The organism is Mucilaginibacter sp., assembly GCF_965277465.1.
Classification (GTDB): domain Bacteria; phylum Bacteroidota; class Bacteroidia; order Sphingobacteriales; family Sphingobacteriaceae; genus Mucilaginibacter.
In genome coordinates this window covers 1,673,387-1,687,159 of the sequence record NZ_CBDICW010000001.1, presented here as the reverse complement: position 1 = coordinate 1,687,159, position 13,773 = coordinate 1,673,387, and the positions used below count along the sequence as shown (strand labels likewise).

Sequence of the window (13,773 nt, the reverse complement as noted above, 5' to 3'; positions counted from 1 at the left end):
ATTGCTATTTCCTTACTGGCATTGTGAAGGTAAAGCAGGTTTCTTTAGCGGTAGATACTACTTCTAAAGATCCGCCATGCGCTGTTGCAATTTCTGAAGCGATAAACAAGCCCAGGCCTAAACCCTGCTGGCCTGGTTTAACCTCGCCCCGTGAGAATGGTTGAAAAAGCCGCGACATTGCCTCGGCAGGAATCTGGCTGCCAAAATTAGTTACCGATAATTTAAAAGCATCATCACTGCTTGATGCATTAACTATTATCGGCGTATTTTTTTCACCATGAGTAATGGCATTGCCCAATAAGTTTGAGAATAACTGCGCTATCCGCTTACCATCGCCATAAACAGGAGCGTCCAAATCAAACGCAGTTTCAATAATACAGTCGGGCCATACAACGCGCAACTCGGTGATAACCTGGTTCAGTATCTTTTCTATCGGTTCATCATCATTACAGTTAAGGGTTATCCCCTCGCCTAAACGACCACGTGCAAAATCAAGAATATTTTCAATCAGCGCCCGCATACGGTAGGATGAATCCTGAACTATGTTGGCCAGGCGGGTCATCCTGTCATCAAGCGGCATTCGTAGCATTAACTGCGCTACATTCATAACGGCAGCAACCGGGTTAAGCAGATCATGGCCCAATATGGCTATAAACTGTTCGCGCAGCTCGGCGGTTTTGCGTTCTTCTTTAAGTATTGAGGCTGTTTTAGCCAGCTCTTCAACTGCATTGAGATGAAATGAGATCAGTTCAGTGAACAGGTTAAACATCTCCACAATCTCAACCCGGTTAAGGTGCGCGGGTTTGGGATCAATAGCACACAGGGTACCAAAAAAAGAGCCGTCCTTACGGATAATAGGTATAGAAATATAGCTCTGGAAGCCATACATGGCAGGCGTATGATGATTGAAAAAGTTTTCATCCTCTGCCACGTTATCAATAATAACCCTGTTACCACTCTGCCTGATCTCATGGCAGATGGTAGTTTCTAACTTCAGTTCGCCACCGGGTTTAAGCCCGAATTCGATCTCGTCCCTCACACTGCAAACCACCCATTTTTCGTCGGTAACGCGTGCAATGGCTGCAAACCCCATACCGGTAGAGCGGCAAATTACCTCCAATAATTTGGGGATTATTGAAATACTACTTATGGCATCAATATCTGCCTGGATGCCTGCTTCTAAATTCGTCAATTGATTATTAATTACGCTATGGCTAAATCAATTTTAGTTATTTAAAACTAAAAATAAATTCACCAAAATCAAACCTACCCTGTTAACCAATTTACCGGCAGATAGTTTTCATGCGCATCGTTAAATATGCCCAAAAATTATTTTTTGCTGATTTGATTACTTAAGCTGACTCATTAACATTTTATCGAACAAACCATCGCTTAACCATTTTTTTAAAAACAGTACCGGGCCAGACATATACCCCGCCGAATACCTTGCTTTTGGCTTTTTAGCATTGATGGCTTTTTTTATAAGGTCGGCAATAACTGATGGGTCTGATGCATTTTTTTCGGCTTTGCCAACTATCGCCGACGTTTTGGCAACAAGGTGCTTATAAGCCGTTTTGCCCGACACCTTTTTCATGCTGTTGAAAGCAATATCGCCCCATTCTGTTTTAATACCGCCCGGTTCAATCAAAATTACATCAATACCAAACTGTTTTACTTCTAAACGCAGGCTATCGCTCAAACCTTCAACAGCAAATTTACTGGCATGGTACCAGCCGCCCATCGGGGTAGCCATTTTACCGCCAATAGAAGTTACATTAATTATTTTACCGGAATGCTGTGCCCGCATGTGCGGCAATACTAATTGTGATAAACGGGCAAGGCCAAATACATTTACCTCCAGCTGGTATTTGGCATCGGCTATGGCTACATCCTCCACCGCCCCGTACGAGCCGAAACCTGCATTGTTTACCAACACATCAATCCTGCCCTCGGCCTTTATTATTTTATCTATACCGCTAACCATGTCGGCATCATCGGCTACATCCATTTTAAGCGCCCTGGCGCCTAAAGATACAATATCGTCCATTTTATCAAGCCGACGGGCGGCACCGTAAACTATATAGCCATCCTGCAATAACTGTTTTGCGGTTGCCTTACCTATACCGGCTGATGCCCCGGTTATTAATGCTACTTTTTTCATTTTTACTGATTGTTTTACAAATGCAAAGGTGGGCTGTAAGTGAGCTCTGTTTTTGTTTGATTTATTGATTAAAGATAAGGGTGGTATAAATTGATGAAGTTTTGAGAATAATAAACTTCCCTACTTCTTCTTTTCCTCATTTTCGGCTTCTAAACGCACCTTTTTAAGGTCGATGCGGATGAGGGCGAAGAGGCTCATGTATACATTGGCTACAAATACCAGCGCAAAGCCTGCTATGAGGTACCCGCGCCAGTCGGTAAACAGCAGCTGGTAACGGGTAATAAATAGCATTATGGCGGTTACGTAATGGCTAAAGCAATATTCGCAGGTAAAAAGATAAAAAAATTTGCGTTCGGCAATGGTTTTACCATTGTGGCAGCGGTTTAAACAGTATTCGCGCGGCTCGCGAAAAACCTCTTCGTGCGTAACCGTCCATGCTATACAGGCTATCGGGATAGCCATAATGAACAACCAGGTAATTTGCGTGCTTAATTCCATAACCTACAAATACTTAATTGCACCAAAAAGTTTTAAATGCTATTCGTCATTTTGCAGCTTATAAGCCGTATCAATCAGTTTTATCAATGTTTCGGCCTCCTTGCGCTGTTCGTTTAGCTGGCGCATCTCGCCAAAAATGCTTGATTTACGCTGATGCAGGTAATAGATGAGCATATTGATAGCATCCTTATCATTGCTTCGCAATTGCGGATTGCCGGGCGGCCTTAGCAAATAACTTTTTGAGCCTGTGGCAAAATCACTATCCGCATAAGCTGTAATATTGGGGGTACGCAGCATTTTATTAAATACCGAAGCATCAAACAGTTTACCTATCAGCGGGTATAAGCCATCGTTCTCTTTTTGCTCGATAAGGTACAGTGCCGTATAGTTACCGATGATCTTTTCCAGATCTAAGATCCCATTTACCAAAGCCCTGTTTTGGATCAGCCTGAAATTGCCCGAGCTTTTTAACTCCTGAATGGTATTTTCGTTAGGGCCGAATGAGCCTGCACGCGTAGCAACCTTGGCATAATAATACATTTCGCTGCCCCTTTTGGTAAAGCCCGGTTTTTCAAGAAAAGTGATCAGCGTATCAAAATCACCCATTCGTTTATACATCCCCGGGATCCATATATTTAAATGGGAAACATCCGCTTTCAGGTCTTTTTTTATGTTGATCACATATTCGTGCTCTTTGGTGCGTTCATTTAGGTGCTCCCGCAGGCTTTCGGCAAAAAAACCCATAGTAACGGCAACAAATATCATCAGGCCCTCCAGTATATATTCTTTAAGGCCTTTTACTTCAACGTCGGGATGGTGGTGTACTTCCATTGGCTTTATTGAGGGTGTATTATCAGGAGTGGTTGAATTATTATTTATTGGGGCTTGCACTTGTATTGTTTCTGTATAAGAGGCTGAGCCGGCAACTGCGGCATCATCAGGATGAGCTTTTGGTTTCCGCGACCTGGGCGATTTCTTTTTTACCACAGGCGGCCCATTGGTTGTAGTAACAAGCGGCTTTTCGTCTTCGGGAGTTATCGGCGGAGCACCTGATCGTTTTGGCATTAGCAGTGTATTAAGTTTAGCGTGAACAATTTAGGAAATTTATACAAAATAATTTCTCTAAAAAATCAGGTTGTGTTACTCGCTCTTTATCGTTTAAAAAAAACGCACCATAGGTATGCTACCCATTATGCTCATCTACCATGCCTTTACCTTACAACGAGTATTAACAAAACACCTTTAAAACAAGCACCTAACCGCTATTTGAATTGCGATGATTAAAAGCTGTTTGATTTTTACTAATTTCGAAGTTGAAAATTACCCCCTTCTGATCATACATAAATGAAGAAAGTTGCTTTTTTTATCGTAACCCTTTTACTTGCTGTAAGAGTTATTGCGCAGGCTGCCGAACCAGCCACTTATACCACTGCTATAAATAAATTTAAACAGTATTATAACCACGACCAGATAGACAGCATTTTTAGCATGTTTAGCCCTGAAATGAAAGCTGCCCTGCCGCTCGATAATTTTAAAACTACAACCGGGCAGCTAAAATCACAATACGGTAACCTGATAAATGCCGGTTTTGTTAAATACGGACAATCGTTAGCGGTTTATAAGGCAACATTTCAAAACAATACTTTTTTATTGAACCTTGCCCTTAATTCGCAAAACAAGATAACCGGCCTGCTATTAAGCCCTTACAAGGAAAGTGCAGCTGGCGGCGTAACGCTTGATCCGGCATTAACGGAATCGCCCATATTAGTAAAGACCTTGTCAGGCAGTATCTCGGGTTCATTAGTAACACCTAAAAACTTAACGGGTAAAATTCCGGTAGTTTTGATTATTGCCGATGCCGGTGCTACCGACAGGGATGGCAACAATCCTAAAACAGGGATCAACTCCAACACCTATAAAATGCTGGCTTACGATCTGGGTAAAAATGGCATTGCTACCCTGCGTTATGATAAACGCCTGGTTGGCGAAAGCGTAAGCAGCACTAAAGAAAAAGAGCTGCATATTGAGGATTACAGCGATGATGCTGTAGCATTGATAGGCCTTTTAAATGATGATCAGCGGTTTTCAAAGATCATTGTATTTGGGCATGGCGAGGGCGCGCTGGTAGGTACATTAGCAATTCCGGAACAACCTGTTAAAGCATTTATAAGCGCCGAATGGGCTGCTGACCCGGCTGAGAAAATACTGACCAACCAAATGAAGGCAAAGCCCCAGTTTTTGATTGATAAGTTTAAAAACATATTAGACAGCCTTAGAAAAGGAAAGATAACCGATAATGTTGATCCATCCCTTTATTATATAGCCCGCCCAAGCATACAGCCCTTTATTATGTCGTGGTGCAGGTATGATCCGCTGCGCGGGATAAAGAGGGTCAAAATGCCGATACTGCTGATACAGGGGAATACCGATAAGGTAGTTGCTGCCGAAAATGCCGAACGTTTAAAAAAGGCAAAATCAGATGCTAAATTATTTATGGTAAGCAATATGAACCACATACTAAAGGAAGCCCCGGCAGATGAGGAACAAAACATTGCCACTTACAGCAAACCCGACCTACCCCTGAAAGCAGAGCTGATACCAGCCATTGTTGATTTTATCAGTAAGGTTAGGTAATAGCTGTAGTTAACCAACCCTCCCCAACAGAGAGGATTGGTTCAAGCCATTATTTCCAATCGTTCAAGATCCGCCTGATAGCAATAATTTCGCCAATGTGGTATGAATTATGATCAGCTATTTGCAGGGCTTCGCGTAAAATTGTTTGCCCGTCGCCATGTTCAAGCGGCTGGTAAATATCGCTGTGTTCTAACAACTCAATAAATTCATCCATATCGCTGTCTATTTGTTTGATAGCACCGGTCCAGTCATTTTCATGTGCAGGGGCGCTTTCTTTTGGCCAGTATTCATCGGGCCATTTTGGTGATTTATGGTCAGCATCCTTGCTAAACTGCAGCATGTCCCATTGCGCTATCCTGATATGATCAACCAACTGCCAAATGCTGTAAGGCATATTTTGCGGCTGTACGCCGCGCAATTTGGGGTCAAGATCTTTTATAGCATCGTGAAATGATGCATGTGCACTGCCGCCCAGCAGCAATTTGGTAATTTCGGCTACTATTATTTTATGCTGATTATCCATTGTTAAACTTTTATATACCAACAAATATCATTCAATTTGGTTCCAAAAGCAGTAAACTAATTGTTAAGCCTTTGCAGTAAAGCTGTATCCCTTAATTTTTACAGAAGTGTTTTTTATTGTGCTTATTATTTTCAGTTAAAAGTTTTAAGTTTATCCATCCAAAGACAAAGTCATAACCCCGTGATCAAAAAATCATTATATACCCTTGTTGTTTTGTATACCGTACTTATCGGTTGTAAAAAAGATGGTTCATCCATAGGCCCTTTGCAGGGTAAAGATGATGCCGCATTTTCCGTTTATGAAAACTCTTTTCTTGATGCTTTTTGGAAACTGAACCCCGATTGGGCAACATCTGTAGGTTACCATAAATACGACAGCCTTTTGGTGGTACCTAATGATCAAAGCAGGGATAAACTAATCACCTTTACAAAAATCAATATTGATTCGTTAAGCCGTTTTGATGTAAACACATTAAACGAAGCCAATAAAATTGATTACCATTTGATGCAAAATCAAATGGAATCCATCCAATGGAACATCCAGCAGCAAAAGGCCTACCAGTGGGATCCATCATCCTACAATGTAATAGGCACATTTGCTTATATTTTGAACGAGCATTACGCTCCGCTCACCAAAAGGCTGCGTAACTTTTACCAAAAAATGGCCAACATTCCGGCTTATTATAAAGAGGCCGAAAAACAGATCAAAAACCCGGTTACCGAATTAACAAACCTTGCCATTGACCAACATACCGGCGGGGTCGACGTAATAGAAAAAGACTTTGCAGATTCACTAAAGAAAACAAACATACCGGCAGCCGAGCAGAAACAAATGCTTGACCGCGCCAAAATATCGGCCGATGCGATAAAGGGCTATGCAGCATGGTTAAAAGCTTTAAAAAACGACAAGCCAAGAAGCTTCCGCCTGGGTAAAGAGCTTTACGAGTCTAAATTTAAGTTTGACATACAATCAGCATCTACCGCACAGCAAATTTATAATGCGGCTGTTGAGCGCAAAAAATACATCCACCGCGAAATGGCTAAGATCAGCAAAAAGCTGTGGCCTAAATACTTTGGATCTAAAGCGATGCCTTCAGATTCGTTAGAGTTGATTGCAAAGCTGATTGATACCATTTCGGCCAAACATACCCAGCCCGATGAGTTCCAGGCAACTATTGAAAAACAGATTCCTATACTTACAGCCTTCGTACGCTCAAAGGATCTGGTAACACTTGATCCGTCGAAACCCTTAAAAGTACGCCGCGAGCCTGCTTATATGGCCGGGGTTGCAGGAGCATCCATGAGTTCGCCGGGGCCGTATGATAAGGATGGTAACTCCTACTTCAATGTGGGCAGCATGGCAGGCTGGTCGGCAGCAAAAGCCGAAAGCTATTTGCGCGAATACAACAATTATACCTTGCAGATCTTGTGTATCCACGAAGCTATCCCCGGTCATTATGTACAGTTGGTATATGCCAATAAATCGCCAAGTTTAATAAAATCAGTTTTTGGAAACGGCGCTATGGTTGAAGGCTGGGCTGTTTACAGCGAAGAAATGATGCTGGATGCAGGCTTTGGCGGCGATGAGCCCGAAATGCGCCTGATGTGGTATAAATGGCACCTGCGTTCGGTTTGTAATACCATACTGGATTATGGCGTACACGCCGAAAACATGCCAAGACAAACAGCCCTTAACCTGCTTACCCGCGAAGCTTTTCAACAACAAGCCGAAGCCGAAGGCAAATGGAAAAGGGTTACCGTAAGCAGTGTGCAGTTAGACAGCTATTTTACTGGCTATAAAGAAATAATGGACCTGCGCGACGCCTACAAAAAGAAAATGGGTGATAAGTATAAACTAAAAGAGTTCAACGAGAAATTTTTAAGCTACGGCAGTGCACCGGTTAAATCTATAAAGGATGCAATGCTGGCTAAAGGCAGCAGCAGCCAATAATCATCCATCTTAATTAAATGAAAATAAGCCTAACCTTTATCACCTTAATTGCTCTAAGTATTGCCTGTAAGGCACAAAAAATAAATATTGCCTTAAATTTAACAAAAGGCAGTACGTATTACCTTACATCAGCGGCAAATTTGGCGCTTTATCAAAACATCAGCGGGCAGGATGTAAACCTCATAACTACTATAACCTGCACTGTATCGCACAAGGTTATTGAGGTTAAGGATAGTGCTTATGTGATGGAAGTAAAGTACGACCGGATGAAGATGCAGATGACCGTTGCAGACCGGAATATTGATTTTGACTCCGACAAAAAAGATGCAAAGGACGTTTCATCTATTATCATGTCGGGAATGCTTGATCAACCTTTTAATATTGTACTTACTAAAACCGGTAAAATATTATCTGTTGATCATATAGAAAATCTATATATCCACATGTTTGATGGCTTACCTAATCTTACAGAAGAGAAAAAAAACCAATTGAAAGCACAAATGCAAAAATCATTTGGCGCCCGATCTTTTAAAACAAACTTTGAAGAAGCCTTTGCTATTTTCCCGGATCATAATATAGAAAAAAATGATACCTGGCTCAAAACTATTACCATGTCGGCGGCAATATCTGCAAAAATGAGTACCACTTTTACCCTTACAGACATAACCGACAATGCACTAATTATACATGGAAATTCAATATTCGGTTCAGATGATAGCGGCAATGGTGAGTATAAAGAAGCAAATGGCTTTCAGATAAGACTTAAAAATGTATCGGGAACCGGCGCAAGTAATATTAAGATTGATAAGGCTACAGGCTGGGTAATTGAATCAAAAAGCAGCAGAACTATAAAAGCCGATGCAGTAATTAAAGATAGCCCCAAAATACCCGGCGGGATGACCTACCCCATGACAATTACCAGCGAGCTAACTGTTAACGGAAAATAAACAAAGTGCAACTGGCATCAAAATTGAAAAATCAACTTCATCAACTAAAAATTAACTTTGCAGTAATTAATACTAAATAATTAATTTTTACTATATTGCAGTCCAATTACGGCATTACCTATACGTAATTTGCAGATCCGAACAATCAAAAAGGGAACAAAAGCAATTCCCGATTCGGGTAATAATTTCCCCAAAATGTAGAAATATTTCTACAAATATCCCGGTTGATTTTAGCAATATATTATCTTAAAAAAACAATAATGCTAACCAACATTACAGGGGCTATATTGCTTGATTAGGTACGGTTTTTGCCTCATTTATTACATAATATCTATTCACTCTCAAATTTGTATTATCATGAGCACACTTGCAATTTTAGGCATTGCTATTCAGGCAATCCCCGTATTTTTTATGGTTAAAACAAGTATTTACATGATAAAACGCCATAGCTTTTAATAGTAAATGTTGAGCTATATTGTTTTATATGTAGTGGTAAAATGCCACGGTTAATCTCCTGCCTAAACAAGACAGGAGATTTTTATTTGTAACCTATATGCTCCATCCGGCGTATAAACAGCGAGTGAAAATTAATGATAATACAAATTTGAAAAATAGCCGGGGATGAGAGCCTGGCTATTTTCTTTTTAAGCTTTCTGCTTTTCAACCAATGCTTCCTGCATTTTCAAATGTTTTTTAAACTACCCTGCTTAGTTCCTTTCTTTATTTATCTTTAAAGCATTAAATATAAAGCATGAAATACCTCTTAAACCTTATACTCTTATCTTCCATATGTAGTTTTTGCCAGGCGCAAAAAGTAAAACCCGCACTTAACCTTACCAAAGGCAATACTTATTACATGGTAAGCACAGCAACATCATCAGTTTTACAAACCATAAATGGCCAGCAAAATACCATCAATGTAACAATGGCTTTTAAAATGGCCTTTAAAGTTACTGATGTAGTTGATACCATTTACAAAATGGAAGTAAACTACCAAACCCTGAGTATGAAAATACAGGCGGGCACGGCTACTATTGATATGGATTCGAAAAAGAAGGACACCAGCGATATTCCCTCATCAATTATTGGCGGTATGATGAACCAACCCTTTAATATCTCCATGTCTAAAAGCGGGAAGGTTTATTCGGTTGAAAACATTGAGAACATGATAAACGGCGTGTTCAGCAAATTTAAAGGTGTAAATACTGCTAAAAAAGAACAGATCAAGCAGCAATTTTTATCATCATTTGGCGCAAAGGCTTTTAAAGGGAGCATTGAGATGGGAACAGCAGTTTTCCCATCAAAGGCAGTAGCCGTTGATGATAAATGGATAGTAAATACCAAGCTTGATGCCGTAATTGTTGCCAACGTGCAAACTACTTTTCAGCTTATTACCATTGTGGATAACTCCTATCGCATAATGGGCGATGGTAAAGTTAATACCGACTTAACCGCTCCACCAGCTACCATAAACGGCATGCCGGTTAAATACAATATAAACGGAACTGTTATTACAGACATAGTGCTTGATAAAAAAACCGGCTGGATAACTAACTTTAAACTAAAACAGGCAATGCAAGGCACTGTTGACATATTAGACAACCCCTCAGTTCCGGGCGGCATGAGCATCCCCATGACGGTTAATAACGATCAAACCATAACCGATAAATAAAATTGTTTATCTAAACAAAAAAGCTCCCTGCTGATTAGCAGGTAGCTTTTTTGTTATACTATTATCTCCAGCGGCCTGGTATCCAGATATAACCCCTGTGTGTATGCCTCCAGCGGCCAGCTATCCAAATAGCATGCGGGCGTGGTGGCACTGCCCAGTAACCTGCACGGTAAGCATAAGTACCGCCTCCGGGTGTCCACTCTTCAGCCACCCAAACATGGCGCGGCGAAGGGCGCATAGGGCGTGCTACAACCACAGTACCGGGGCGTACTAAACGAGCCCTTACAACAATTTGTGCATGGCTGCTTGCAACAGCAAACAACGACATCACTGTAAATAACATTAAAAATCTGGTGTACTTTTTCATGGTAAATTTTATTTGTTTTTACTTTATGACAATACAAGCCCGAAAGAGTTTAAAATATAATTGAAGTATATTATAAAAAAGTTGTTACCAAACGGCAAATCAAAAGGCCTTTCCTTTGAGGGGATTTAGGTGAGGCCTGATAAATTTATTATCTTCGCTTCTATGTCACCGGCAGAAGCAAAAACCCAAATTGAATCCCTTTCGTCAGAATTAAAACAGCATAATTATAACTATTATGTGCTGGCAATGCCTACCATTGCCGACTTTGATTTCGACAAAAAATTAGAAGAATTAGGCGCGCTTGAAAAACAGTTCCCTGAGTTTGCAGACCCGAATTCGCCTACACAAAAAGTAGGTGGTGATATTACCAAGGAGTTTATTACCGTAAGGCACCGCTGGCCCATGCTATCTTTAGGCAACACTTATAATGAGCAGGAATTGGTTGATTTTGATCAGCGTATCCGCAAAGCTATCGGCGATAATTTTGAATATGTATGTGAGCTTAAGTTTGATGGTTTATCCATGAGCCTTACTTACCAAAACGGCCATTTGGTACGTGCCGTTACCCGTGGCGATGGCATACAGGGCGATGATGTTACCACCAACGTACGCACTATAAATACTATTCCTAAAAAGCTGCACGCCGGTGATTACCCTGACGAATTTGAGATAAGGGGCGAGGTTTTTATGCACCTGAAAGCTTTTGAGCGCTTAAATAACGAACGTGTGGAAAATGGCGAAGTACCTTATGCCAATCCACGCAACTTTGCATCGGGTACTATAAAAATGCAGGATTCAAGCGAGGTGGCCCGCCGCCCGCTGGATTGTTTTCTGTATTTTCTTTATACCGAAAAAACACTTTTTAAAACCCATTGGGAAAGTTTACAGGCTGTTAAAAGCTGGGGTTTTCATACCAACGAACATAGCCGCCTTTGCAGCGGTATTGAACAGGTATTTGAATTTATTAAGCACTGGGACAAAAAACGGTTTGACTTAGGTTACGATATTGATGGTATAGTAATAAAAGTTAATAGCTATGCACAGCAGCAGGAACTGGGCTTTACAGCAAAATCGCCACGCTGGGCCATTGCCTATAAATACCAGGCCGAACAAGCCGAAACCGAACTGCTTGAAGTAACCTACCAGGTGGGGCGCACAGGTGCCGTAACCCCGGTAGCTAATTTAAGGCCCGCACAGCTTGCCGGTACAACCGTAAAGCGCGCTACCCTGCACAATGCCGACGAAATTGAAAAACGCCTTAAACTGCACGAGGGCGACTGGGTGTATGTTGAAAAAGGCGGCGAGATTATCCCGAAGATCATCAGTGTAAATTTAGATAAGCGTAAGCCGGGTGCACAACCCATTTTATACCGCAGCACCTGCCCTGCCTGCGGCACTATATTAGAGCGCAAAGAGGGCGAAGCCGCCTTTTATTGCCCTAATGAAGATGGTTGCCCGCCTCAGATAGTTGGCAAAATGCAGCATTTTATAGGCCGCAAAGCCATGAATATTGATGGACTGGGCAATGAAACCATTGAAACCCTTTATCAAAAAGGATTTATTACCCATATAAGTGATATTTATGAGTTGCATAGCCATAGCGATCAGTTGAAACAATTGGGTCGCTTTGGCGAAAAATCAATCAACAACATGCTGGATGGTATCGAGCAATCAAAGCAAATGCCTTTTGAAAAAGTGCTGTTTGGCCTGGGTATCCGCTACGTGGGCGAAACCGTTGCCAAAAAGCTGGCTATCCACTTTAAAAACATTGATAAGCTTGCTGCCGCTAGCCTTGAGGAATTAGTTGTTGCCGAAGAAATTGGCGAGCGTATTGCCCAAAGTATTACCGCCTACTTTAGCGATGAAGAGCATAAGGCCGAGATTGAAAAACTAAAAGCCCGGGGCCTGCAATTTGTAATTGTTGAAAAAGAAGTAAACCTTGCCAGCGAAACACTGGTTGGTAAAACATTCATTATATCAGGTGTGTTCGAAAAATTCTCGCGCGATGAGTTGAAGGATATTATTGAGCAAAACGGCGGTAAAATAGTAAGCAGCATCTCGGCCAAATTAAATTACCTGGTAGCAGGCGATAACATGGGCCCTGCAAAATTAGAAAAAGCGCAAAAACTAAACATCCCCATTATTAGTGATGATGAACTATTAGCGATGATTGGCTAATTAATAAATATTTTGAAACTGAATTACAGAAAGGCAGGCCATAAGGCTTGCCTTTTTTAATTTACAGGCAGCATAATTTACTGGTTATGTAGGTATTCCACGCCAGCACCCCGTGTTTTCAGCAAAAAGATACCGTTAAAACACGGGTTGATTTACTTGCCGATTAATTGTTTTTTAGTATAAAATTAAAACTTAAATAAAGGTTAAACTTTTGCGTACCGACAGTAAAACCGCAAAAAAATTCAAAACTATTTTATGAAAGCCAATTTAGGATCTCCGCTAACCAAGCAGGAAATGAAATCAATTCAGGGTGGAAAACTACCAGGATGCGCCGGTGAAGGCCAAAAAGCAGTTGCTTACACTAACTCATGCTGCACCGGGTTGTACATCTGTTCATCAACAGGCAACTGCTGGAACCCGAGTACCGATCCTGCAAGCGTTTGCCCTTGCGTTAACTGCTAATCAGCTGATCAGGATAGTTTGGCAATCGGTTAATTGTCAAACTATCCTTTCAACTACATTAAGTTTTTAATATTTAATGGTGGCTGTTATAAAATCTCGCGGCTGGCCCAAAATGCTGCAATTCCCGCAGCCTGCTACATTGACAAAATCCTTAAAATCAGGTTTAACAGGCTTTTAAAATTTCGTGGTTTAGCCCTAAGTTAATATTCTATACTGTTAGTATACAATATTTTACTACAATATGCTTTCACAAACAAAAATTGCAATATATAATAAGTTCGACTTATATTTGTGGCTTCATATGGCAGGTATCCTTACCTGCCCATTGTGATAAGGTTTAGGTTAAAGCCTCCAAACAGCGAGTGTGAGGAGGCTTTTATA

General features: G+C 41.1%; 12 protein-coding genes. 6 read left to right on the top strand and 6 right to left on the bottom strand.

Annotation, left to right across the window (positions count from 1 at the left end; translation table 11 throughout):
- Positions 1–4: 4 nt before the first annotated feature.
- From ACQY4U_RS07640 to ACQY4U_RS07625, 4 genes are all read right to left on the bottom strand, one after another.
- The gene (locus tag ACQY4U_RS07640) at positions 5–1,192 is read right to left on the bottom strand and encodes a GAF domain-containing sensor histidine kinase (RefSeq protein WP_428328800.1); all 1,188 of its coding nucleotides are present in this window, start codon (positions 1,190–1,192) and stop codon (positions 5–7) included.
- Positions 1,193–1,348: 156 nt separating this feature from the next.
- Positions 1,349–2,161: an oxidoreductase gene (locus tag ACQY4U_RS07635; protein ID WP_428328799.1), complete on the bottom strand. Its 813-nt coding sequence runs from the start codon at positions 2,159–2,161 to the stop codon at positions 1,349–1,351.
- Positions 2,162–2,281: 120 nt separating this feature from the next.
- Positions 2,282–2,659, bottom strand: a complete 378-nt coding sequence (locus ACQY4U_RS07630; RefSeq protein ID WP_428328798.1) for a hypothetical protein — start codon at positions 2,657–2,659, stop codon at positions 2,282–2,284.
- Between the two features lie 39 nt (positions 2,660–2,698).
- Positions 2,699–3,724 (bottom strand): hypothetical protein, encoded by a 1,026-nt coding sequence (locus tag ACQY4U_RS07625; RefSeq protein WP_428328797.1) that lies wholly within the window; start codon positions 3,722–3,724, stop codon positions 2,699–2,701.
- 279 nt (positions 3,725–4,003) lie between these two features.
- Here ACQY4U_RS07625 and ACQY4U_RS07620 point away from each other — a divergent pair, with 279 nt between their 5' ends.
- Complete coding sequence (locus ACQY4U_RS07620; protein ID WP_428328796.1) at positions 4,004–5,293, top strand: serine aminopeptidase domain-containing protein; 1,290 nt, start codon at positions 4,004–4,006, stop codon at positions 5,291–5,293.
- Positions 5,294–5,342: 49 nt separating this feature from the next.
- Here the strand turns inward: ACQY4U_RS07620 and ACQY4U_RS07615 are convergent, their stop codons facing one another.
- Positions 5,343–5,816, bottom strand: coding sequence for a DinB family protein (locus tag ACQY4U_RS07615; protein ID WP_428328795.1), 474 nt, complete (start codon positions 5,814–5,816; stop codon positions 5,343–5,345).
- 180 nt (positions 5,817–5,996) lie between these two features.
- Here ACQY4U_RS07615 and ACQY4U_RS07610 point away from each other — a divergent pair, with 180 nt between their 5' ends.
- The 3 genes from ACQY4U_RS07610 (at position 5,997) to ACQY4U_RS07600 (ending at position 10,385) form a co-directional block, all read left to right on the top strand.
- Positions 5,997–7,766 (top strand): DUF885 domain-containing protein, encoded by a 1,770-nt coding sequence (locus ACQY4U_RS07610; RefSeq protein ID WP_428328794.1) that lies wholly within the window; start codon positions 5,997–5,999, stop codon positions 7,764–7,766.
- A gap of 17 nt (positions 7,767–7,783) precedes the next feature.
- Positions 7,784–8,713: a DUF6263 family protein gene (locus tag ACQY4U_RS07605; RefSeq protein WP_428328793.1), complete on the top strand. Its 930-nt coding sequence runs from the start codon at positions 7,784–7,786 to the stop codon at positions 8,711–8,713.
- Between the two features lie 751 nt (positions 8,714–9,464).
- On the top strand, positions 9,465–10,385 hold the full coding sequence (locus ACQY4U_RS07600) for a DUF6263 family protein (RefSeq protein WP_428328792.1): 921 nt from the start codon (positions 9,465–9,467) through the stop codon (positions 10,383–10,385).
- Between the two features lie 61 nt (positions 10,386–10,446).
- Here the strand turns inward: ACQY4U_RS07600 and ACQY4U_RS07595 are convergent, their stop codons facing one another.
- Positions 10,447–10,752, bottom strand: a complete 306-nt coding sequence (locus ACQY4U_RS07595) for a hypothetical protein (RefSeq protein ID WP_428328791.1) — start codon at positions 10,750–10,752, stop codon at positions 10,447–10,449.
- A gap of 162 nt (positions 10,753–10,914) precedes the next feature.
- Here ACQY4U_RS07595 and ligA point away from each other — a divergent pair, with 162 nt between their 5' ends.
- Together ligA and ACQY4U_RS07585 are read left to right on the top strand one after the other, a co-directional pair.
- Positions 10,915–12,930, top strand: a complete 2,016-nt coding sequence (gene ligA, locus ACQY4U_RS07590) for an NAD-dependent DNA ligase LigA (protein WP_428328790.1) — start codon at positions 10,915–10,917, stop codon at positions 12,928–12,930.
- A 255-nt stretch (positions 12,931–13,185) separates the two neighbouring features.
- Positions 13,186–13,392 carry a hypothetical protein gene (locus ACQY4U_RS07585; protein WP_428328789.1) on the top strand — a complete coding sequence of 69 codons (207 nt, stop codon included), beginning with the start codon at positions 13,186–13,188 and terminating at the stop codon, positions 13,390–13,392.
- Positions 13,393–13,773 lie beyond the last annotated feature (381 nt).